Source organism: Microbacterium sp. ANT_H45B (genome assembly GCF_008369345.1).
Lineage (GTDB): Bacteria > Actinomycetota > Actinomycetes > Actinomycetales > Microbacteriaceae > Microbacterium.
The window spans coordinates 718,403-739,288 of the sequence record NZ_VOBK01000002.1 but is presented as its reverse complement, the minus strand read 5'-3'; the positions used below and the strand labels follow the sequence as shown (position 1 = coordinate 739,288).

20 protein-coding genes and 1 tRNA gene are annotated in these 20,886 nt (G+C 69.0%); 15 read left to right on the top strand and 6 right to left on the bottom strand.

Annotation, left to right across the window (positions count from 1 at the left end):
- Positions 1-44: 44 nt before the first annotated feature.
- Genes FQ142_RS10055 through ilvC form a run of 3 tightly spaced genes read left to right on the top strand, consistent with a single transcriptional unit; the run spans position 45 to position 3,435 of the window.
- The gene (locus FQ142_RS10055; protein WP_056416982.1) at positions 45-1,847 is read left to right on the top strand and encodes an acetolactate synthase large subunit; all 1,803 of its coding nucleotides are present in this window, start codon (positions 45-47) and stop codon (positions 1,845-1,847) included.
- A gap of 2 nt (positions 1,848-1,849) precedes the next feature.
- Complete coding sequence (ilvN, locus tag FQ142_RS10050; RefSeq protein WP_045255283.1) at positions 1,850-2,359, top strand: acetolactate synthase small subunit; 510 nt, start codon at positions 1,850-1,852, stop codon at positions 2,357-2,359.
- A 47-nt stretch (positions 2,360-2,406) separates the two neighbouring features.
- Complete coding sequence (ilvC, locus tag FQ142_RS10045; RefSeq protein ID WP_045255282.1) at positions 2,407-3,435, top strand: ketol-acid reductoisomerase; 1,029 nt, start codon at positions 2,407-2,409, stop codon at positions 3,433-3,435.
- Positions 3,436-3,515: 80 nt separating this feature from the next.
- Here the strand turns inward: ilvC and FQ142_RS10040 are convergent, their stop codons facing one another.
- Complete coding sequence (locus FQ142_RS10040) at positions 3,516-4,448, bottom strand: hypothetical protein (protein ID WP_149423164.1); 933 nt, start codon at positions 4,446-4,448, stop codon at positions 3,516-3,518.
- 77 nt (positions 4,449-4,525) lie between these two features.
- On the opposite strand from FQ142_RS10040, the gene FQ142_RS10035 reads away from it, so the two are divergent.
- The 3 genes from FQ142_RS10035 to serA all read left to right on the top strand — a co-directional run bounded on the left by FQ142_RS10035 (position 4,526) and on the right by serA (position 7,125).
- The gene (locus tag FQ142_RS10035; protein ID WP_149423163.1) at positions 4,526-5,053 is read left to right on the top strand and encodes a hypothetical protein; all 528 of its coding nucleotides are present in this window, start codon (positions 4,526-4,528) and stop codon (positions 5,051-5,053) included.
- On the top strand, positions 5,050-5,406 hold the full coding sequence (locus tag FQ142_RS10030; protein WP_149423162.1) for a hypothetical protein: 357 nt from the start codon (positions 5,050-5,052) through the stop codon (positions 5,404-5,406). The genes FQ142_RS10035 and FQ142_RS10030 overlap by 4 nt, the downstream gene beginning before the upstream one ends.
- A 114-nt stretch (positions 5,407-5,520) precedes the next feature.
- Positions 5,521-7,125 (top strand): phosphoglycerate dehydrogenase, encoded by a 1,605-nt coding sequence (gene serA / locus FQ142_RS10025; RefSeq protein WP_045255280.1) that lies wholly within the window; start codon positions 5,521-5,523, stop codon positions 7,123-7,125.
- A 78-nt stretch (positions 7,126-7,203) separates the two neighbouring features.
- Here serA and FQ142_RS10020 read toward each other — a convergent pair whose 3' ends face one another.
- Entirely contained in the window at positions 7,204-7,749 is a 546-nt protein-coding gene (locus tag FQ142_RS10020) for a TetR/AcrR family transcriptional regulator (RefSeq protein WP_056416991.1), read from the bottom strand.
- 111 nt (positions 7,750-7,860) lie between these two features.
- Between FQ142_RS10020 and FQ142_RS10015 the strand changes: the two genes are divergently transcribed.
- From FQ142_RS10015 to FQ142_RS09995, 5 genes are all read left to right on the top strand, one after another.
- Positions 7,861-9,396, top strand: a complete 1,536-nt coding sequence (locus FQ142_RS10015; RefSeq protein WP_149423161.1) for an MFS transporter — start codon at positions 7,861-7,863, stop codon at positions 9,394-9,396.
- Positions 9,397-9,471: 75 nt separating this feature from the next.
- Positions 9,472-10,515: a 3-isopropylmalate dehydrogenase gene (locus FQ142_RS10010; RefSeq protein ID WP_056416998.1), complete on the top strand. Its 1,044-nt coding sequence runs from the start codon at positions 9,472-9,474 to the stop codon at positions 10,513-10,515.
- Positions 10,516-10,575: 60 nt separating this feature from the next.
- A complete protein-coding gene (locus FQ142_RS10005; RefSeq protein WP_056419459.1) occupies positions 10,576-11,676 on the top strand; it encodes a branched-chain amino acid aminotransferase in 1,101 nt (366 codons plus the stop codon).
- An 83-nt stretch (positions 11,677-11,759) separates the two neighbouring features.
- On the top strand, positions 11,760-12,536 hold the full coding sequence (locus FQ142_RS10000) for a fumarylacetoacetate hydrolase family protein (protein ID WP_056417002.1): 777 nt from the start codon (positions 11,760-11,762) through the stop codon (positions 12,534-12,536).
- Positions 12,533-13,789 (top strand): MFS transporter, encoded by a 1,257-nt coding sequence (locus tag FQ142_RS09995; protein WP_056417006.1) that lies wholly within the window; start codon positions 12,533-12,535, stop codon positions 13,787-13,789. Before FQ142_RS10000 ends, FQ142_RS09995 begins: the two co-directional genes overlap by 4 nt.
- Before the next feature lie 40 nt (positions 13,790-13,829).
- Here the strand turns inward: FQ142_RS09995 and FQ142_RS09990 are convergent, their stop codons facing one another.
- Positions 13,830-15,074 (bottom strand): acyl-CoA dehydrogenase family protein, encoded by a 1,245-nt coding sequence (locus FQ142_RS09990; protein ID WP_253385977.1) that lies wholly within the window; start codon positions 15,072-15,074, stop codon positions 13,830-13,832.
- A 193-nt stretch (positions 15,075-15,267) separates the two neighbouring features.
- Between FQ142_RS09990 and gltX the strand changes: the two genes are divergently transcribed.
- Together gltX and FQ142_RS09980 are read left to right on the top strand one after the other, a co-directional pair.
- Positions 15,268-16,773 carry a glutamate--tRNA ligase gene (gene gltX / locus FQ142_RS09985; RefSeq protein ID WP_149423160.1) on the top strand — a complete coding sequence of 502 codons (1,506 nt, stop codon included), beginning with the start codon at positions 15,268-15,270 and terminating at the stop codon, positions 16,771-16,773.
- 186 nt (positions 16,774-16,959) lie between these two features.
- Positions 16,960-17,031 (top strand) — tRNA-Gln (locus FQ142_RS09980).
- Positions 17,032-17,084: 53 nt separating this feature from the next.
- Here the strand turns inward: FQ142_RS09980 and FQ142_RS09975 are convergent.
- Entirely contained in the window at positions 17,085-17,993 is a 909-nt protein-coding gene (locus FQ142_RS09975; RefSeq protein ID WP_149423159.1) for a hypothetical protein, read from the bottom strand.
- 167 nt (positions 17,994-18,160) lie between these two features.
- Between FQ142_RS09975 and FQ142_RS09970 the strand changes: the two genes are divergently transcribed.
- Entirely contained in the window at positions 18,161-19,120 is a 960-nt protein-coding gene (locus tag FQ142_RS09970) for a DNA topoisomerase IB (protein ID WP_149423158.1), read from the top strand.
- A gap of 28 nt (positions 19,121-19,148) precedes the next feature.
- On the opposite strand, the gene FQ142_RS09965 is transcribed toward FQ142_RS09970, so the two are convergent.
- The gene (locus FQ142_RS09965) at positions 19,149-20,006 is read right to left on the bottom strand and encodes a 3-hydroxyacyl-CoA dehydrogenase (protein WP_149423157.1); all 858 of its coding nucleotides are present in this window, start codon (positions 20,004-20,006) and stop codon (positions 19,149-19,151) included.
- A 35-nt stretch (positions 20,007-20,041) separates the two neighbouring features.
- Complete coding sequence (locus FQ142_RS09960) at positions 20,042-20,488, bottom strand: MarR family winged helix-turn-helix transcriptional regulator (RefSeq protein WP_149423156.1); 447 nt, start codon at positions 20,486-20,488, stop codon at positions 20,042-20,044.
- Between the two features lie 114 nt (positions 20,489-20,602).
- Here FQ142_RS09960 and FQ142_RS09955 point away from each other — a divergent pair, with 114 nt between their 5' ends.
- On the top strand, positions 20,603-20,884 hold the full coding sequence (locus tag FQ142_RS09955; protein WP_056417023.1) for a DUF4190 domain-containing protein: 282 nt from the start codon (positions 20,603-20,605) through the stop codon (positions 20,882-20,884).
- Positions 20,885-20,886 lie beyond the last annotated feature (2 nt).

Genomic DNA, 20,886 nt, shown 5'->3' with positions numbered 1-20,886 from the left:
CCTCCGGCTTCCGACGTCGCCACCAGACCATCAGAAGGAATCTCATGACTGCTGACACCGTCTCGGCTGTGCCGAGGCCCCCCGCACCCAAGTCGGCCGCGCCGGAGATCACCGGCGCCGAGGCCGTGGTCCGTACGCTCGAGCTCCTCGGCATCACCGATGTCTTCGGGCTTCCCGGCGGCGCCATCCTCCCCGTCTACGACCCGCTCATGGACGCGAAGGACCTCCGTCACATCCTCGTCCGCCACGAGCAGGGAGCCGGGCACGCCGCAGAGGGGTACGCCTCCTCCTCCGGCAAGGTCGGCGTCTGCATCGCGACCTCGGGCCCCGGGGCCACGAACCTCGTCACCGCGATCGCCGACGCGTACATGGACTCCGTGCCGTTGCTGGCCATCACCGGGCAGGTGTTCTCGACCCTCATGGGGACGGACGCCTTCCAGGAGGCGGACATCGTCGGCATCACGATGCCGGTGACCAAGCACTCCTTCCTCGTGAAGGACGCGTCCGAGATCCCCGGTGCCATCGCGGCCGCCTACGAGATCGCCTCCACGGGGCGTCCCGGACCGGTTCTGGTCGACATCACCAAGGACGCCCAGCAGGCGATCGCGCCGTTCATCTGGCCCGCCAAGATCGACCTGCCCGGCTACCGTCCGGTGACCAAGGCGCACGGCAAGCAGATCCAGGCCGCGGCCGCTCTTCTCGCCGACGCCAAGAAGCCCGTGCTCTACGTGGGCGGCGGTGTGATCCGCGGCCGCGCGTCGAAGGAGCTGCTCGCGCTGGCCGAGACGACCAACGCACCGGTCGTCACGACCCTGATGGCCCGCGGCGCCTTCCCGGACTCCCACCAGCAGCACCTCGGCATGCCGGGAATGCACGGCACGGTCCCGGCCGTGCTGGCGCTGCAGGAAGCAGACCTCATCGTGTCGCTCGGCGCGCGGTTCGACGACCGCGTGACGGGCAAGGCCGCGCTGTTCGCACCGAACGCGAAGGTCGTGCACGTCGACATCGACCCCGCCGAGATCTCGAAGATCCGCATGGCCGACGTCCCGATCGTGGGCGACGTCCGCGACGTGATGGTCGACCTCGAGTCCGCCTTCCGCACCGCGACGAGCACGACGACTCCCGACACCGAGGAGTGGTGGTCGTACCTCGACGGGCTGCGCACCGAGTTCCCGCTCGGGTATGCGCCGACCACCGACGGTCTGCTGGCACCCCAGCACGTGATCCAGCGCATCGGAGAGCTCACGGGGCCCGAGGGCATCTACGCGGCCGGCGTCGGTCAGCACCAGATGTGGGCGGCCCAGTTCATCAAGTACGAGCGCCCCAACTCCTGGCTGAACTCCGGAGGAGCGGGCACGATGGGCTACTCGGTTCCCGCGGCCATGGGCGCCAAGGTCGCCGAGCCCCACCGCACGGTGTGGGCGATCGACGGCGACGGATGCTTCCAGATGACCAATCAGGAACTCGCGACCTGCGCGATCAACAACATCCCGATCAAGGTCGCGATCATCAACAACTCCTCGCTGGGCATGGTGCGCCAGTGGCAGACGCTGTTCTACGACGGCCGTCACTCGAACACCGATCTGAACACGGGCCACGGCACCGTGCGCATCCCCGACTTCGTGAAGCTGGCCGAGGCCTACGGCTGCCTCGCGATCCGGGTGGAGAAGGAAGAGGAGGTGGACGCCGCGATCACGCTCGCCCTCGAGACGAACGATCGTCCGGTGGTCATCGACTTCGTGGTCAGCGCCGACTCCATGGTGTGGCCGATGGTCCCCCAGGGCGTGAGCAACAGCTACGTCCAGTACGCCCGCGAGCACGCGCCCGCCTTCGACGAGGAGGACTGACCATGTCGACTCACGTGCTGAGCCTCCTCGTGGAGAACACCCCGGGTCTGCTGACCCGTGTCGCAGGGCTCTTCGCCCGTCGCGGCTTCAACATCGACTCGCTCGCGGTGGGCGTCACCGAGGTGCCCGGCATCTCGCGCATCACGGTGGTCGTCGACCTCGATGAGCTGCCCCTCGAGCAGGTGACCAAGCAGCTCAACAAGCTGATCAACGTCATCAAGATCGTCGAGCTCGACTTCCCGACGTCCGTGCAGCGCGAGCACATGCTCGTCAAGGTGCGCACCGACAACGCGACGCGGTCGAACGTCATCGAAGTGGCGAACCTGTTCCGCGCCTCCGTCGTCGACTACGCATCCGATGCGCTCGTGATCGAGGTCACCGGCGATCGGGGCAAGGTCGATGCGCTGCTGCGGGCCCTCGAGCCGTTCGGCATCAAGGAGATCGCCCAGTCGGGGCTCCTCGCGATCGGTCGCGGCGGCAAGAGTATCACCGAGCGCGTCCTGCGCGGCTGATCAGACATCACACACGTACACGAACACCCAATCAAGGAGAGAAACCAGTGAGCACCGAGATCTTCTACGACGCAGACGCCGATCTGTCGATCATCCAGGGCAAGAAGGTCGCGATCGTCGGCTACGGCTCGCAGGGTCACGCGCACGCGCAGAACCTTCGCGACTCGGGCGTCGAGGTCGCGATCGCCCTCAAGGAGGGCTCGAAGTCGGCGCCGAAGGCGGAGGAGGCCGGTTTCGCGGTCAAGACCGTCGCGGAGGCGACCCAGTGGGCCGACCTCATCATGATCCTCGCGCCCGACCAGCACCAGCGCACGATCTACAGCGAGTCGATCGCCCCGAACCTGGCCGAGGGCAAGACCCTCGCGTTCGCGCACGGATTCAACATCCGCTTCGGCTACATCGACGCCCCCGAGGGCGTCGACGTGATCCTCGTCGCTCCGAAGGCTCCCGGCCACACGGTGCGTCGCGAGTTCGTCGCCGGCCGTGGCATCCCGGACATCATCGCGGTCGAGCGCGACGCCTCGGGCAACGCCTGGGCGACCGCGCTGTCGTACGCGAAGGCGATCGGCGGCACCCGTGCGGGTGTCATCAAGACCACCTTCACCGAAGAGACCGAGACCGACCTGTTCGGCGAGCAGGCCGTGCTGTGCGGTGGCGTCAGCCACCTCGTGCAGGCCGGCTTCGAGACGCTGACCGAGGCGGGCTACCAGCCGCAGATCGCGTACTTCGAGGTGCTGCACGAGCTGAAGCTCATCGTCGACCTCATGTGGGAGGGCGGCATCGCCAAGCAGCGCTGGTCGGTCTCCGACACGGCCGAGTACGGCGACTACGTCTCCGGTCCGCGCGTCGTCACCCCCGAGGTCAAGGAGTCGATGAAGGCGATCCTCGCCGACATCCAGAACGGCGCCTTCGCCAAGCGCTTCATCGACGACCAGGACAACGGCGCTGAGGAGTTCCTCGCGCTGCGTGCCAAGGAGGAGACGCACCCCATCGAGGCCACCGGCAAGGAGCTCCGCTCGCTCTTCGCCTGGAAGCAGCAGGATGAGGATTACGTCGACGGCAGCGCCGCACGCTGATCCGACGACTCACGCACGACAGAACGGGCATCCCTTCGGGGCTGCCCGTTCTGTCGTCCGCACGACCGCGTCCGGCGGTGCTACTCGGCCGGAGCGTCGTCGATCACGGGAGGCGCGTCTTCCCCGTTCGTCCACACGGGCGCCGGGAGGACGGTGTCCACCGCCCCGCCCTGGATCTCGCGCAGTGCATCTTCGATCTCGTCGGCGTTCTGCGGCACGGCGAGTCCGCAGGCCTTCAGCTCGGAGGCGAATTTGAGCGTCAGGCGGATCTTGCCCGCCTCCACCGCCTGCGCGGTCGTTCCGGTGCGCTTCTCGCTTCCGGTCTGGATGTCGGAGACGCTGTCGCACACGTGGTAGACCGATCCTCCGTCGACCCAGACCACCTCGTCCTCGCCGAGCAGCTGGATCACCGCCGACTGATCGGCCGTGTACTTCTCGACCGACGGCGGCGAGAAGTCGACGCCGATCACCGCGGCGATCACGGCGAGCACGATGCCGACGATGCCTGCGGTGGCCTTCTGGCCCTTGTCCATGTCCTTGTTCAGGAAGATGAGGATGATCAGCGGCAGGAAGGCGATGATCGCGATGATCGCGCCGAGCTGGTTCTGCACGAAGAACCGCAGGGTCTCCGCCCGACGCGCAGGGTCGAGGCGGTTCGCCTTCTTCCAGAGGATCGAGCCGGTGATCGCGAGTGCGGCGATCACGACGAGCAGCACGAGGAGTGCGATGAAGGCCCACTGCGGGAACTGCGCGGTGGCGCCCTGCGCCTCGAGGAGTCCCGTGTCGGGATCGCGCACGAGAGTCCCGTCGGCACCGACGAACTCGCGCTGACGCAGGAGCCAGAAGATGGCCACCGCTTCCGCCGCGATCGCGAGAACCCAGACCGCGACGGCGATCCAGCGGTAGGTGGTCGCCGTCGACCGCGCCGCGGCGGTCGGCACCCATCCGGCGGACGGATCCCGGACCTGGTCGGTCGGGTCCGACGACTCGTCCCTCTTGCTCTGCTCGGCCACGGTGATCCCTCCGGACGCGGGCCCCGGTGGCCCGGATGCCCTGAGCATAGTGGACGACGTGTTCTACGCTGGAGGGCATGACTTCCGATTCCGACGATGCGCTGAGCTGGGATGGCGATGAGGGCAGTGCTCGCGGGGAACCTGTTCGGAAGAAGCCCGCGCGGACGCCCTCGGGGTCTGCTGCGGCTGCGCCGAGCGAGCGCCCCGCCGACGACCCCACCCTGCCCGAGGGATGGAATGCCGTCGGCAGGGGGAGCGCCGACGTCGGGCGCCTCCGGAACGAGGATGAGGACGAGGACGAGCGTCCACCGCTCAGCACGGGGATGCTCCTGACTCTCGGAGTCGTCGGCGGCGTCTACCTGCTCTACAGCATCGGATGGGTCGTGGGCGGCATGAGGCTCAAGCCTCTCGCCAACCTGATCGTCGCCGATGCCATGTACATGCCGTGGTTCGTGCTCGCCGTCGCCGCCCCTGCGCTCTGGTTCCTCGCCGTGTGGGTGCTGACCCGCGCGAGGGCGGGATGGATCCGGGTCGCGCTCCTGCTCCTCGGAGTCGTACTTCTCGTGCCCTGGCCCTTCGTGACCGTGGGGGTGATCGGATCATGACCGCGCAGCAGATCGACGCGCCGCGTTCCTCGCCGTCGCCGAAGTGGCTCAGCGCCCTCGTGCTAGGGCTGGCCGGCCTGTTCTACGCGTACGCCATCTGGAATGCCGTCGCGCACATGGTCTCCATGGGGCAGGGCACCGGACTCACCGGACTCGGCTGGGTGACTCTCGGCTTCGGCGTGGTCTTCCCGGCGCTCGTGTTCGTGTTCGCCTACGTGATCGGCAGGCGTCGCCGCGCCGCAGAGCTCGGTCTCGTCCTGCTCGCGGGGCTGGGCGTGGTGGCGGTGTTCTGGCTGAGCCTGATCGGCTACAGCGTCCTGAACATGGCGGATCTGGTGAACGCCGCGCCCTGACCGCCCCCGTCACACGGCACGGAGCGCCCGGAGCCCTCGGGTACAGTTGACGTGATCGCGCCCCCATGGTGTGCGGCGCATCGGCCCCCTGTCGCGCTGCCCCGAAGGATCCCTGTGCCGAAGCCCGTCGTGCTCATCGCTGAAGTTCTCTCTCCTGCCACCATCGAGGCCCTCGGTCCCGACTTCGACGTGCGCAACGTCGACGGCACCGACCGCGAGGCGCTGTTCGCCGCCCTCGCCGACGCCCACGCGGTGCTCATCAGGTCGGCGACGCAGATCGACGAGGAGGCGCTGACCCACGCGCCGAACCTCAAGGTCGTCGCCCGCGCGGGTGTCGGCCTCGACAACGTCGACATCAAGGCCGCGACGACCGCGGGCGTCATGGTGGTCAACGCCCCGACCTCCAACATCGTCTCGGCCGCCGAGCTCACCGTGGGACACATCCTCAGCCTCGCCCGCCGCATCCCTGCCGCGCACGCGTCGCTCGCGGCCGGCGACTGGAAGCGCAGCTCCTTCACGGGCGCCGAGCTCTTCGAGAAGACCGTCGGCATCGTCGGCCTCGGTCGCATCGGCGCTCTCGTCGCGGCCCGTCTCGCCGCGTTCGACATGCGTGTCGTCGCCTACGACCCCTACGTCACGTCGGCGCGCGCGCAGCAGCTGGGTGTCCAGCTGCTGTCGCTCGACGAGCTCGTCGCCGAGTCCGACTTCCTGACGATCCACATGCCGAAGACCCCCGAGACCACCGGCATGATCGGTGCCGAGCAGTTCGCGGCCATGAAGCCGACCGCGTTCGTCGTCAACGTCGCTCGCGGCGGGCTGATCGATGAGGAGGCGCTGCACGCGGCCCTCGTCGCGGGCGAGATCGCCGGCGCGGGTCTCGACGTGTTCACCTCCGAGCCCCCGGCCGAGGGCGGCACGGCGCGTCCGCTGCTCGACCTGCCGAACGTGGTCGTCACTCCGCACCTCGGAGCCAGCACGGAGGAGGCACAGGAGAAGGCCGGCGTGTCCGTCGCCCGCTCGGTGCGTCTGGCCCTGGGCGGCGACCTCGTGCCGGATGCCGTCAACGTCGCCGGCGGCGTGATCGATCCCTACGTCCGCCCCGGCATCTCGCTCGTCGAGAAGCTCGGACAGATCTTCGCCGCCCTCTCGACCTCGCCGCTCACGAGCCTCGACGTCGAGGTGCACGGCGAGCTGAACGAGTACGACGTCAGCGTGCTCAAGCTCGCGGCCCTCAAGGGCGTCTTCACGAACATCGTGAGCGAGACGGTCTCGTACGTCAACGCGCCTCTTCTCGCCGAGCAGCGCGGCATCGCCGTGCGTCTGCTGAAGGACGACGTGAGCGACGAGTACCGCAACGTGATCACCCTCAGCGGAGCGCTGTCGGACGGGTCGCAGCTCTCGGTCTCCGGCACCCTGACAGGTCCGAAGCAGTCCGAGAAGCTGGTCGCCATCAACGACCACGCGCTCGAGCTGCCGATCGAGAAGCACCACGTCGTGATGCTCTACACCGATCGTCCGGGAATCGTCGCCGTGTACGGGCAGAAGTTCGGTGAGGCCGGCATCAACATCGCCGGCATGCAGATCTCGCGCCTCGGTGCGGGAGACCAGGCGCTCAGCGTCCTCACGCTGGATTCGCCCGTCTCGGACGAGCTGCTCGACGACGTGCGCGACTCGATCGACGCCGACCTGTTCCGTCAGATCGAGATCACCGAGGTCTGAGCGGGGGAGTCCCTGCATCAGCGGAGCGGGAGGGCGGCCGAGAGGCGCCTTCCCGCTCTCTGCGTGTGAGGCCGTGCGTCAGGGGGCCGTCGCGCGCAGCACGAGCGCGATCAGATCGGAGAGCTCGTCGCTGCGGGGGACCAGCCGTTCCGGTCCGTGCACGTCGAGCGAATTGTTGAAGTAGAGGCCGTCGCTCAGCAGCATGACGAGGTCGAGGCTCGCCGCATCCCGCACATGGGGACGGATGGTGTCCTCCCATCGGTCGCGATTCCTGCGCAGCGCGTCGGCGGCCGGGGCCGAGCCGCCCTGGGCGAGCCTGGTCGCGGCGATCAGGGCGCGATCCAGTGCGTCGTCCTCCATCACGGACGTGCGCACGTAGTACGCGACGGGTCCCTCCTCGGCTGTCGTCATCCGCTCGAGGTCGGTGGTGGTGAGGGCGTCGAGTCGCTCCAGCAGGCCTGCGGCCAGATCGTCCTTCGAGGCGAAATGGTAGAGCAGGCCACCCTTCGAGACCCCGGCGGCGCGGGCGGTGGCCTCGAGCGTCGCGGCGCGTTCGCCGTCTTCGATCACGATCGACTCGAATGCGTCCAGCACACGTTCGCGGGCCAGGGGCGGTCGGGGCATGGGGGTCCTCTGTTCGTCGTCCTTCACCGTAACGCGCGGAGATGACGATTCTGTTACTATACCATCTGGACGGTTTAGTAATTGGGCCGTCACGTTCCTGAGAGGTGTTCCATGTCCCGCACTGCGTCGATCCCGATGACAGAGACGGATGCCCCCCGCGTCGGGGCCCGCGGCTGGGCCGCGCTCGTCGTCCTGATGCTGCCTGTGCTCCTCGTGTCGGTCGACAACACGGTGCTGAGCTTCGCGCTGCCCGAGATCTCGCTCGCGCTCGCCCCCACCGGCGCAGAGCAGCTGTGGATCATCGACGTGTACCCGCTCGTCCTCGCGGGGCTCCTCGTCACGATGGGCACGCTGGGGGACCGCTTCGGTCGCCGCAGGATGCTCCTCATCGGCGCCACCGGTTTCGCTGCCGTGTCGGCGCTGGCGGCCTTCGCCCCGACAGCCGGGCTGCTGATCGCGGCCCGCGCGCTGCTCGGCCTCTTCGGCGCCATGCTCATGCCGTCGACCCTGTCGCTGCTGCGGTCGATCTTCCGCAACCGCGACCAGCGGCGACTGGCGATCGCGGTCTGGGCCTCGGCGTTCTCGGCGGGATCGGCCCTCGGCCCGATCGTCGGCGGTTTCCTGCTCGAGCACTTCGACTGGGGCTCCGTGTTCCTCATCGCCGTGCCGGTGCTCATCCCGCTGCTCGTCACCGCTCCGCTGCTGGTGCCCGAGAGCCGCGACCCGAACCCCGGCCGCATCGACCTCGTCAGCATCGTGCTGTCGATGGCCGCGATGATCCCGATCGTCTACGCGATCAAGTCGCTGGCGGTCGACGGTCCCAGCCTCACCGCGGGCGCCTGGGCGCTGCTCGGAGTCGTGATGGGCTACCTCTTCGTGCGGCGTCAGCTCTCCGCCGACGTGCCGATGCTCGACATGGCCCTCTTCCGTCGCGGGTCGTTCTCCGGAGCGATCCTCGTGAACCTGCTGAGCGTGGTCGCGCTGGTCGGCTTCCTGTACTTCGTGTCGCAGCATCTGCAGCTCGTGCTCGGTCTCTCCCCGATGACCGCGGGTGCCGCGCTCGTGCCCGGAATGCTGGCGATGATCGTGGCGGGGCTCTCGGTGGTGCCGATCTCGCGGCGGGTACGCCCGCACATCCTCGTGCCGGTGGGGCTCGTGTTCTCGCTGGCCGGATACCTGCTGGTGGCGTTCACGACCTCCGATCACGGCGTCGCGCCGCTGATCATCGCGTTCGTCGTGCTGGGCATCGGGATCGGCGGCGCGGAGACGATCTCGAACGAGCTCATCCTCTCCAGCGCCCCGGCCGAGAAGGCGGGCGCCGCGAGCGCGGTGTCCGAGACGGCGTACGAGCTCGGCGCGGTCCTCGGTACCGCGGTGCTGGGCGGTCTGATCACCGCGTTCTACCGCGGAGCGCTCGTCGTGCCCGCGGGTGTGCCCGCCGACGCCGCGCGCGCCGCCGAGGAGACACTGGCCGGGGCGTACACCGCCGCGCAGGGACTTCCCGATGCTCTCGGGACGGCACTGTGGGAGGCGGCATCCGCGGCGTTCGGCTCCGGAGTGATGGTGACCTCGCTGATCGGTGCCGGCCTGGTCGTGCTGGCCGGCGCGATCGCGGCCGTCACACTGCGCAAGGCCCCCACGCACTGACCAGTACGCTGGGAGGACCGGCCCGCTCGGCATCCGTCCGCGCGCGAGCCGGTCCATCCCGGTGCAAGGAGAGTCATGTCGCGTGTCGTGAAGCTGGCGGTCATCCCCGGCGACGGAATCGGCCCCGAGGTCGTCGCCGAGGCCGAGAAGGTGCTCGACGCGGTGACCGCGTCGTCGGAGGTCACCTTCGACAAGACCCGCTTCTCGCTGGGCGCTGCCCGCTATCTCGAGACGGGCGACACCCTGACGGACGACGACCTGCAGGCGATCGCCGGTCATGACGCGATCCTGCTCGGTGCGGTGGGCGGCACGCCCGGCGACCCGCGCCTCAAGGACGCGAACATCGAGCGCGGACTGCTCCTGAAGCTTCGTTTCACACTCGACCACTACGTGAACCTGCGTCCCTCGAAGCTGTTCGCGGGCGCGCCGGGACCGCTGTCGAACCCCGGCGAGATCGACTTCGTCGTGGTCCGCGAAGGCACCGAGGGGCCCTACGTCGGCAACGGCGGGGCGATCCGCACGGGCACACCGCACGAGGTGGCGAACGAGACCTCCGTCAACACGGCCTTCGGGGTCGAGCGGGTCGTCCGCTACGCGTTCGACCTCGCCGAGCGTCGCGGCAAGAAGGTCACGCTCGTGCACAAGACCAACGTGCTCGTGCACGCCGGGGCGATCTGGCAGCGCATCGTGAACGAGGTCGCCGCCGCGCACCCCGACGTCACGGTCGACTATCTGCACGTGGATGCCGCGACCATCTTCCTCGTCACCGACCCCTCGCGTTTCGACGTCATCGTGACCGACAACCTGTTCGGGGACATCCTCACCGACCTCGCCGGCGCGGTCACCGGGGGGATCGGTCTCGCGGCCTCCGGGAACATCAATCCGGACGGTGCGTTCCCGTCGATGTTCGAACCGGTGCACGGCTCCGCCCCCGACATCGCCGGTCAGCAGAAGGCGGATCCCACCGCGGCGATCCTGTCGGTGGCCCTGCTGCTCGACCATCTCGGCCTCACCGCCGAGGCGGCGCGGGTGAGCGCCGCCGTCGAGACGGACATCGCCACCCGCACGGGTGCGCGCACCACGGCGGACGTCGGCTCCGCGATCACCGCACTGCTCTGAACGACGGGCGTAGGCTGGACCCGCGCGAGGTTGCGCGCCGCACGAGGAATGGATGACGAGATGACGACCATCGATGCCGAGACCGCCACGACTCCGCTGGAGTTCCTGGTCAGGAAGAATCTGAGCGCGGCCACGCCCGCACGCGTCGCCGAGGTCCACGAGGACCCGGGCTTCGGCGTGGTGTTCACCGATCACATGGTCGACATCTGCTGGTCGGTCAAGGGCGGGTGGCATCGTCCGCGCGTGCAGCCGTACGGCCCGATCCCGCTCGACCCCGCAGCCTCCGTGCTGCACTACGGTCAGGAGATCTTCGAGGGCATCAAGGCCTACCGTCACGAGGACGGCTCGATCCACACCTTCCGCCCCGACCGCAACGCCGCACGTCTGCAGGCCAGTGCGCGTCGGCTGGCACTGCCCGAACTGCCCACCGAGTACTTCATCCAGTCGCTCCGCGAGCTCGTCGCGGTGGATGGCCGATGGGTGCCCTCCGGAGCCGACCAGAGCCTCTACCTGCGTCCGTTCATGTTCGCCAAGGAGGCCTTCCTCGGTGTCCGCGCCGCGCAGAAGGTCGCGTACTACGTGATCGCGAGTCCGGCGGGCGCGTACTTCAGCGGCGGCGTGAAGCCCGTGCGCATCTGGCTCTCCGAGGACTACGCCCGGGCAGGCAAGGGCGGCACCGGCAAGGCCAAGACCGGGGGCAACTACGCCTCCAGCCTGCTCGCGCAGAGCGAGGCCAGCGCGAAGGGCTGCGACCAGGTCGTGTTCCTCGACGAGAAGCGCAACGTCGAGGAGCTCGGCGGCATGAACGTCGTGTTCGTGTTCAAGGACGGCCGCATCGTGACCCCCGAGTCCGACAGCATCCTCGACGGGATCACGCGCGATTCCCTGCTGCAGCTCGCCGAGGACCGCGGCTACACGGTCGAGAGACGACCCATCTCGATCGACGAGTGGCGCGAAGGCGTCGCATCCGGCGACATCGTCGAGGTCTTCGCGTGCGGTACCGCCGCCGTCGTGACGCCGATCGGCGCGCTGGTCGGCGAGGGCTTCGACGAGCCGCAGCCGCTCGGCGAACTCGCGCTGTCGCTTCGCGAGGAGCTCACCGACATCCAGTACGGTCGCCGCGACGACACCCACGGCTGGCTTCTGCGTCTCGACGCCTGACTTCCGCATCATCCCCGAGACCCCGCCGTGCCCCACGCGCACGGCGGGGTCTCGTCGTCCGTGCGGCTGGCTAGGCTGGTCGTATGAAGATCGCCCGTTTCAGCCACGACGACGCCATCCTGTTCGGGATCGTCGACGACACCGACCTCGTCGTCCTCTCGGGCGACCCCCTCTTCGCCGGGTACGAGCCCACGGGAGACCGCGTGCCGATCGCGGATGCGGTGATCCTCGCCCCGGTGATCCCTCGCTCGAAGATCGTGTGCGTCGGCAAGAACTACCATGACCACGCGGCCGAGATGGGCGGAGAGGCTCCCGAGGAGCCGCTGCTCTTCCTCAAGCCGAACACGTCCGTGATCGGACCGGGAGACGCCATCGTGCGCCCGGCGATCTCGGAGCAGACCGAGTACGAGGGCGAGCTCGCGGTGGTGATCGGCAAGGTCGCGAAGAACGTCAGCCAGGCCGATGCGCTCGACCATGTGCTGGGCTACACGATCGCGAACGACGTCACCGCCCGCGACCTGCAGCGCAAGGACGGCCAGTGGGCGCGTGCGAAGGGCTTCGACACGTTCTGCCCGCTCGGGCCGACCATCAGCACCGACTTCGACCCGGCCGAGGCGACGATCGAGACCCGCGTCAACGGCGAGGTGCGTCAGAAGGCGCCGCTGTCGGACATGATCCACTCCGTCGAGGCGATCATCGAGCACGCGTCGGCGGTGTTCACCCTGCTGCCCGGCGACGTCATCCTCACCGGCACGCCCGCCGGTGTCGGCGAGTTCGGCGCGGGGGACACCGTCGAGGTCGAGATCACCGGACTGGGGATCCTGCGCAACACCGTGCGCGACGCCGCACGCGCGTCATGACCGATGCCGCTCTGACCGTGGCCGAGCAGGCCGCGGTCCAGCGGCGTACGGTCCTCGTCCTGTCGATCGGGCAGGTGCTCGGGGGGATCGCGTTCGGTGCGACGGTCTCGCTCGGCGCACTGCTCGCGGCCGACCTGTCCGGCGACGACGCGCTGTCGGGCCTCGCGACGGCATCCGTCACCCTGGGGGCTGCACTGTGCGCGATCCCGCTCGCCCGATTGGCGGCGCGGGTCGGGCGTCGTCGGGCGCTCACTCTCGGCAACATGTTCGCCCTCGTCGGCATCGCCGTGGTGATCCTGGCCGCATCGCTGCGGGTCTTCCCTCTGCTGCTCGTCGGCATCCTCATGATCGGCGCCGGCAACGCCGGCAACCTGCAGTCCCGCTTCGCCGCCACCGACCTCGCGGCCGCGAAGCACCGCGGGCGTGATCTCTCGATCGTCGTGTGGGCGACGACCATCGGCGGTGTGGCGGGCCCGCTTCTGCTCGGCCCCGGCGAGATCGTCGGCGAGGCGATCGGCATGCCGCCGCAGACCGGCTCGTACGCCTTCTCCTTCGTCGCGCAGTGCGCCGCGCTCGTGCTCTATCTCGTCGCGCTGCGTCCGGATCCGCTGCTGTCCGCGCAGCGACTCGCCACGGCGGCCGTCGCGGCGACCGGTGTGGCCGTCGCCGATCGCCCCGTGGTCGCTCGCTATGCGATCTTCGCCGTCGCGGGCTCGCACGTGGTGATGGCCTCGGTGATGGCCATGACGCCGGTGCACCTCGCCCACATGGCCCATGGTGCGCACGGCATGGCGCCCACGCCGGCCGATGTCTCGGCGCTGGTCGGGATCACCATCGCCCTGCACGTGGGCGGGATGTACGCGCTGTCGCCGCTGTTCGGCATCCTCGCCGACCGGTGGGGGCGACTGCGTGTGGTGCTGCTCGGCCAGCTGCTGCTCGGCGGGGCTCTCGCCTTCGCGGTGCTCGTGAACGATCAGGAGTGGGGCGTGATGGTCGCGCTGATCCTCCTGGGACTCGGGTGGAGCGCGGCGACGGTCGCGGGAGCGGCGCTGCTCACCGAGTCGAGTGCGCCCGAGGTCCGCACGCGACGGCAGGGGCGCAGCGACTCCCTGATGAGTCTGTCGGCGGCAGCAGGTGCCGTGCTCGCCGGGGTCGTGCTCTCGAACTTCCAGTACGCGGGGCTGGGCATCGCCGCATCGGTGATCGTCCTGGCCATCGTCGTGCTCTCGCCGCTCGGACGCGCGAAACGGTGAAGGGCACGGTGGGCGCGGACGCGACCGCGCCCACCGTCGCTCACGTGTACCAGGTCGGCTCGGGTACCTCGTTCTTCAGCACGAACGTGCCGACCTCGCGCTTCTTGTACGCGATCGGATCGTGCAGGCTGTGCGTACGCAGGTTGCGCCAAAAGATGTCGAGGCCGACCGAACTCGCCGACGCCCGAGCACCCGTGAGCTCGTAGACCTTCGTGGCGACCGTCAGCCCGTCGTCGACGACCCGCAGCTTTCCCGCCGCGACACGCACGGCGATCTCACCGCGTCGGCGAGCGGTCAGCTCCTCCCGTGGGGCGTGCAGCACGGCGCTGATCTCGCCGCCGACGGCGTCCAGCAGTGCCTCGTCGGCCCAGAGCGTCGACGCCAGTTCGCCATAGCCTTCGAGCAGGTACCACTCGTCGGTCGCGTGCTGCTTGTCGTCTCCTCCGTACGGCCAGGGGCGCGTGCGGGTGCGCGTGTATGCGGAGGCCGTCTCGAGCGCTCCCTGCGCGATGCCGAGGTAGAAGTTCGCGAACACGAGCTGGATCGTCGGCACGTTGAGGGTGTTGTAGGTCAGCGGCCGGAACTGCCTGTCGACGAAGCCGGCCGCCTCAGCCCACGGCACGCGGACATCGCGGATCTGCACCGAGCCGGACTCGGTCAGGCGCTGGCCCAGGCTGTCCCAGTCGTCTGCGAAGACGATGCCGTCCTGAGCGGTGGGGACGATGGCGAAGATGTGCGTGTCGGTGCCCTCGAGGACGCCTTCGAGCACCGTGAGATCCGAGATCTGGCCACCTGTGGAGAACGACTTGCGCCCCGAGAAGACGAGGTCGTCTCCGTCCTCTCGGATCACGAGGTCGGAATCGCGCGGATTGACCGCCCCGCCGAAGACGAAGGCGTTCGAGGTGTACAGCTCTTCGACGGCCGCGATCTGCTCCTCCGTCCCCACGAGCCGCGCGGCCCATGCCCAGAGGTAGTGGTACCCCAGGACCTGCCCGATCGACCCGTCCCCGCGAGCGACCGTTCTGATCACCCGATAGGCCGTCTCCCACGTCTCGCCGGCACCGCCGTGCGCTCGAGGGCCGAGCAGCGTGACCAGGCCGGAGTCCTTGAGCAGCTGCACCTCGGCGTGGGGCGTCCTGTTCGCGCGGTCCCTCTCGACGGCATCCACCGCGAGGATGTCGGCCACCTCCTGAGCGCGGCCGAGCCATTCGTCGGTGGTCTGCGGCCGTGCGCTCTCGCGCCAGCGGTCGCCGAGCCCTGTGGTCACTGCATCCGTGATCGTCACGTCTGTCCCCTTCCGGTTGGTCGATGCGGCAACGATAGGAGCACGATGCCGCTGTGCCGAGCGCTGTTACCCCGGGTGAGGGGGTGTGACGCCGGGTGAGCATCTGTGACTCGCCGTGACGGGAGGCGGGCACTCGCGAACCCCGGGGGACGGGCAGGTCTCGACGACTCGCGGCAACTAGAATCGGAGGGATATGGCTACCCCGCACCCCCTCACCACGACCGCCAGTGGCGCCGACGTCCGCGTCCGCTTCTGCCCCTCGCCGACCGGACTGCCGCATGTCGGCATGGTCCGCACGGCCCTGTTCAACTGGGCGTACGCGCGCCACACGGGCGGGAAGATGGTGTTCCGCATCGAAGACACCGACGCCGCGCGCGACAGCGAGGAGAGCTTCCGCCAGCTCGTCGACGCCCTGACCTGGCTCAAGATCGACTGGGACGAGGGTGTCGAGGTCGGTGGCCCGCACGCGCCGTACCGGCAGTCGGAGCGTCACGAGATCTACCGCGGCGTCATCGACAAGCTGCTCGCGACCGGTGCCCTCTACGAGAGCTACTCGACCGCCGAGGAGATCGACGCCCGCAACGAGGCCAACGGTCGCGCGAAGCAGCTCGGCTACGACAACTTCGATCGCACCCTGACCGAGGAGCAGAAGGCCGCGTTCCGTGCGGAGGGTCGCCAGCCCGCCCTCCGACTGCAGGCGCCTGACGATGACCTCACGTACGTCGACCTGATCCGCGGCGAGGTGACCTTCCCCGCGGGATCGTTCCCCGACTTCGTGGTGGTGCGCCCGAACGGCATCCCGCTCTACACCTTCGTCAACCCGGTCGACGATGCGCTGATGGGCATCACGCACGTGCTGCGCGGCGAGGACCTGATGCCGTCGACCGCGCGCCAGCTCGCGCTGTACGCCGCGCTGATCGAGGCGGGCGTCACGACGTTCGTCCCGCGCTTCGCGCACATGCCGCTGGTGCTGGGGGAGACGGGCAACAAGAAGCTCTCCAAGCGCGACCCGCAGGCCGACCTGTTCCTGCACCGCGATCGCGGGTTCATCCACGAGGGGCTGCTGAACTACCTCGCACTCCTCGGCTGGTCGATCAGCCATGACCGGGACATCTTCTCGCTCGAGGAGTTCACCACCGCCTTCGACATCGTCGACGTCAATCCGAACCCGGCCCGCTTCGACCAGAAGAAGGCCGAGTCGATCAACGGCGACCACATCAGGGCGCTCGACGGCAAGGACTTCGCCGAGCGGACCATCCCGTACCTCGCCGCCGCCGGGCTCTTCGACGAGCCGACGCACGAGCAGCTGGTGCTGGCATTCCGCGTCGCGCCGCTGGTGCAGGAGCGTGTGCAGCTGCTGGGTGAGGTGCCCGGTATGGTCGGGTTCCTGTTCACCGACGAAGTGTCGTACGACGCGGATGCGCTGAAGGGCCTGCCGGCGAACGCCGCCGAGGTGCTCGAGGCGTGCGCCACGGCACTCGAGCCGGTCGACGAGTTCACCCCGGACAGGATCCAGGAGGCTCTCGCCGAGGCTCTGGTCGAGAAGCTCGAGCTCAAGCCGCGCATCGCCTACGGACCCCCGCGCGTCGCGATCACGGGTCGTCGGGTCTCGCCGCCGTTGTTCGAGTCGATGGAGCTGCTGGGCAAGGACGAGTCGCTGCGGCGCCTGCGGGCGCTGTCCGCGTTCCTCGCCCGCTGAGTCGCAGAGCGGATGGCCGAGAGGGCGGGTGCCGACGGGCGCCCGCCCTCTCGCCGTCTTCGCGACGGACTGACAGCGCGGGAGACGGATCGGAGGGCGACGCGCCCGGCCCGGTCGGTGCGTTTTGGCATTAGAGCCGTGGCTCGGGTAGGCTTGACTCTCGGTGCGAGGCTCCGGTTTCGCCCTTGGGGTATGGTGTAATTGGCAACACGGCGGTTTCTGGTTCCGTTGTTCTTGGTTCGAGTCCAGGTACCCCAGCAAGACGAAAACCCCCGCTCAGGCGGGGGTTTCGTCGTTTCTGCGCCCGGCTTCTATTCGCACTCTCCGAGGAAGCCGAGGTAGCAGACGGCCTCGTGCGTCTCGGCGGGCCGGTAGTCGTCGTTGGACACCTGCCTCGTGTCGATCTCGGGCGTGCGGCTGAGTGTGCCGTAGGTGCCCAGGGTGGCCACGTAGTAGCCGTCGCCGTCCTGCGCCCTCATCTCGTCGATCGCGCCGCTGTACTCGGTGCAGAGGGCGGTCGCGGCTTCCGTGAGCTCCACGCCGACACAGGAGGCGGTGTAGGTGGCGGCCATGAGGTCCGTGCAGTCGGTCCAGTCCTGATTGACGGTGCAGGGGTTCGTCGAATCCATCGCCACGTCGTAGCGACCGGTCTCGAACTCCTCGCTGTGGAAGGTCTCGGGCTGCTCCGGCACGTCGGTCTTGGTCCAATGCCGTGCCGTCGTGAACGCGAAGACCACCACGATCGCCGCGATGAGGAACAGGGCGCCGAGGACCGAGAGGGTGACCCACAGGCCCACCCGCTTCTTCTTCACGGGCTGACCGTCGGGACCGGGCAGATGACCCGGGTATCCGGGAGCCGCCCCGTACCCGGGGTATGGCTGCGTCGCCGCATAGGCCTGACCGGCGGGTGCCGCGAACATCTGATCCGCCGGCGCTGCGGGGACGGTGTCGTGGATCGGGATCGTCGGCTGCGAATCCGCGTCAGGGGCGCTCTCGGATCCGGGCGGGGCGTACGGCGCGGACACGGCGTACGCGGGAGGCGGCGGGGGAGCGGCGGCCGGGGACGGCTGGATCGACAGCCAGTACGCGTGCCAGCTCTGCGTGGATGCGGGGTCGCCGGCGACCTGCTGCGCCTCGAGGTCGGTGAGCAGAAGTCCGAGCGTCGCCCTCAGATCGGGTCTGACCAGGGCAGCGTGGAAGTCCTCGAGCGACATCGTCATAGTCAGAGGATGGCAGACCTGCGCCGCGGTCGACAATCCGGCGATCGCGCCTAGCAGGTCGGATGCGGTCGGCGCCACACCCTTCCCGAGGTGCGCCGGGGGCGGGCATCGTAATAACGGTATTCCGCAGGACGGCGCCGCAGCGGCGGTGCAGGCAGGAGCAGACCATGGCACTCACCCGAGTCGTGCCCGGGCAGACCCCCGGCATCCGTCGCGTGCGATCGGGGTCGGGGTTCCGCTATCTCGACGCCGCGGGTCAGTCGGTCGTCGAGGCCGACCGCGAGCGCATCGAGGATCTCGTCATCCCGCCGCGGTGGCACGACGTGTGGATCGCGGCCGATCCGCTCGCGCACATCCAGGCCGTCGGCACCGACGATGCGGGCCGACGTCAGTACCTCTACCACCCGCTGTGGCGCACCGGTCGCGATCAGCGCAAGTTCGCCCGCGCGCTCAAGCTCGCCGCGGCGCTGCCCGCGGCGCGGGCGAAGGTCACGCGTGCCATCGGCGAGCCCGGCCTGTCGAAGGAGCGCGCCCTCGCCGTGGCTTTCCGCCTGCTCGACGACGGTGCGCTGCGCATCGGCTCGGAGCGATACCTCGTCAAGCACGGCAGCCGGGGGCTCAGCACGCTGCGGCGCCGTGACGTGCGCATCGAGGGGAGCACGGTCTCGCTCGAGTTCCCGGCCAAGAGCAGGCAGCTCGCCTCGATCGAGATCACCGACGGTCCGCTCGCAGAGGCCCTGTCGGAGTTCGCCGTGGGCTCGCCCCGGGAGACGCTTCTGGCGTATCGCAAAGGGCGGCGTCGAGTCCGACTGACATCGGGGGAGATCAACGCCTACCTGCGCACGGTCGCCGGGTCCGCGTTCACGGCGAAGGACTTCCGTACCCTCCACGGCACGATCCTCGCCGCGGACGCCCTCGCCCGTATCGGACGCCTCGAGACCAAGAACGAGCGGCGCCGAGCCGAGCGCCTGGCCGTGCAGGCCACGGCCTCGGCGCTCGGCAACACCATCGCGGTCGCCAGGGGGAGCTACATCGACCCGAAGGTGTTCCGGCTGTACGCCCGAGGGCGGCTGCTCGACCTCTCCGTGTCGCCCGAGACCGCCATCCGCAAGCTGCTCGCGCGGTGACGCCGTCTGCGGCGTCCGGTCGCTCCGGTCAGTTCGCGCGCGGGTACGTGTAGAAGCCTTCGCCCGTCGAGACGCCGAGCTTGCCCTTGTCGATGTACTGCTCCTTGAGCAGCTGCGCGAAGCGCTGCTGCTTCTCGCCGCCCATCCGGGAGATGTTGTAGGCCGTGGTGAGACCGACGATGTCGTAGATCTCGAACGGGCCGGCCGGCGCTCCGGTGCCGATCCGCCAGGTCGCGTCGATCGCCTCGGGGTCGGCGATGCCATCGACGAGGAGTCCGGCCCCGGCTTCGAGGAACGGCACGAGCATGGAGTTCAGGAGATAGCCCGCCTTCTCCTTCTTGATCGGGATCGGGACCATGCCGATCTCCGCCGCGAACGCGACGACCGCGTCGTAGACCGACGGGTCGGTCTCGGGAGTTCCCATCACCTCGGCGGTGTTGTGCGACCAGATCTCGTTGGCGAAGTGCAGGGCGAGGAACCGATCGGGGCGCCCCGTCGACGCGGCGAGTGCGCTGGGGAGCAGAGTCGAGGAGTTGGTCGCGAAGATGGTCGTCTCCGGCGCAGCGTCCGCGAGCGTGCGATAGATGTTCTGCTTCAGCTCCAGGTTCTCGGGGACCGCCTCGATGACGAGGTCGGCGGTGGCAGCGGCATCCGTCAGGTCGGAGGTGAGGCGGATGCGGGCGATGGCCGCCGCCGCTCGGCCGCCTGCGGCATTCTCCACACCGTCTGCGACGTATCGTGCGGCGAGTGCGTCGAACCGCTCGGCCGCGCGGTCGAGCGCGGCCTGATCGATGTCGTACGCCACGACGTCGAAGCCGTGGAAGGCGGTCTGGAACGCGATCTGCGATCCGAGGACGCCGGTGCCGAGAACGGTGATGTTCTTCATTTCTCTTCCTTCTGTGGGGGCCTTGTGGGCCGTGGTCACGATGTGACGTCGCCGCGGTCGAAGCGCTGGAGGTCGTGCGCGAAGCGCGAGACCTCGGCATCCGACCATCGAGCGAGATGGGTGTCGATCACGTCCTGCAGCGTGTCGAGCGTCCGTCGGAAGGCGTCTTCGCCGTCTGGTGTGAGTTCGAGGGGGCGACCGCGCCCCGCGGTTCCCGGCGCCTCGCGGACGAGCCCGAGCGTGATGAGGGAGGAGAGCTGCCGCGACACCGTCGAGCGGTTGAGCCGGAACATCTGCGCGATGTCGATGGACCGGATCCCCGGGGTGTCGGCGATCGCCATCACGATCGACTGATCGGTGATCGAGAGTCGGGTCTCGCCGGATCGGGCGTCCACCAGTCCTCGGCGGGTGATGGCGAGGAGGGATCGCAGCACCGCCGCACTGTCCGCTCCTCGCGCATCCGCGTCGTGCTCTTGTTGCATAGTGCAACTGTAAACCTTCATGTTGCGCAATGCAACGCAGAGCGTCGCAGGACTGCGACAGCCTTGCGACACCCTGGCGACCACCTGCCGCGATCCGCTTCCTACGCTGACGGCATGACCACTCCGTACCCGCCGCACCCGCTCTCGCCCGCACCGCCGTCGCGCACGAACGGTCTCGCCATCGCGACCCTCGTGCTGGGGATCTGCGGTTTCGCCATCATCCCGATCATCCTCGGTCACATCGCTCTGGCGCAGATCCGCGCGCGACATGAGGGCGGCGGCGGCATGGCGATCGCGGGCCTGGTGCTGGGGTATCTGACGTTCGCCGGGTACGCGGTGCTCGTCGTGGTGCTGGTCGCATCCGTGACGGGGGGAATCGTCTGGGGAGCCAGATGAAA

Coding starts and splice junctions, on each gene's coding strand:
- FQ142_RS10055 (WP_056416982.1), top strand. CDS start 45: ATGACTGCTGACACCGTCTCGGCTGTGCCGAGGCCCCCCGCACCCAAG.
- ilvN (WP_045255283.1), top strand. CDS start 1,850: ATGTCGACTCACGTGCTGAGCCTCCTCGTGGAGAACACCCCGGGTCTG.
- FQ142_RS10035 (WP_149423163.1), top strand. CDS start 4,526: ATGACTTCCGATTCCGACGATGCGCTGAGCTGGGATGGCGATGAGGGC.
- FQ142_RS10030 (WP_149423162.1), top strand. CDS start 5,050: ATGACCGCGCAGCAGATCGACGCGCCGCGTTCCTCGCCGTCGCCGAAG.
- FQ142_RS10020 (WP_056416991.1), bottom strand. CDS start 7,749: ATGCCCCGACCGCCCCTGGCCCGCGAACGTGTGCTGGACGCATTCGAG.
- FQ142_RS10015 (WP_149423161.1), top strand. CDS start 7,861: ATGTCCCGCACTGCGTCGATCCCGATGACAGAGACGGATGCCCCCCGC.
- FQ142_RS10010 (WP_056416998.1), top strand. CDS start 9,472: ATGTCGCGTGTCGTGAAGCTGGCGGTCATCCCCGGCGACGGAATCGGC.
- FQ142_RS10005 (WP_056419459.1), top strand. CDS start 10,576: ATGACGACCATCGATGCCGAGACCGCCACGACTCCGCTGGAGTTCCTG.
- FQ142_RS10000 (WP_056417002.1), top strand. CDS start 11,760: ATGAAGATCGCCCGTTTCAGCCACGACGACGCCATCCTGTTCGGGATC.
- FQ142_RS09995 (WP_056417006.1), top strand. CDS start 12,533: ATGACCGATGCCGCTCTGACCGTGGCCGAGCAGGCCGCGGTCCAGCGG.
- gltX (WP_149423160.1), top strand. CDS start 15,268: ATGGCTACCCCGCACCCCCTCACCACGACCGCCAGTGGCGCCGACGTC.
- FQ142_RS09975 (WP_149423159.1), bottom strand. CDS start 17,993: ATGACGATGTCGCTCGAGGACTTCCACGCTGCCCTGGTCAGACCCGAT.
- FQ142_RS09970 (WP_149423158.1), top strand. CDS start 18,161: ATGGCACTCACCCGAGTCGTGCCCGGGCAGACCCCCGGCATCCGTCGC.
- FQ142_RS09965 (WP_149423157.1), bottom strand. CDS start 20,006: ATGAAGAACATCACCGTTCTCGGCACCGGCGTCCTCGGATCGCAGATC.
- FQ142_RS09960 (WP_149423156.1), bottom strand. CDS start 20,488: ATGCAACAAGAGCACGACGCGGATGCGCGAGGAGCGGACAGTGCGGCG.
- FQ142_RS09955 (WP_056417023.1), top strand. CDS start 20,603: ATGACCACTCCGTACCCGCCGCACCCGCTCTCGCCCGCACCGCCGTCG.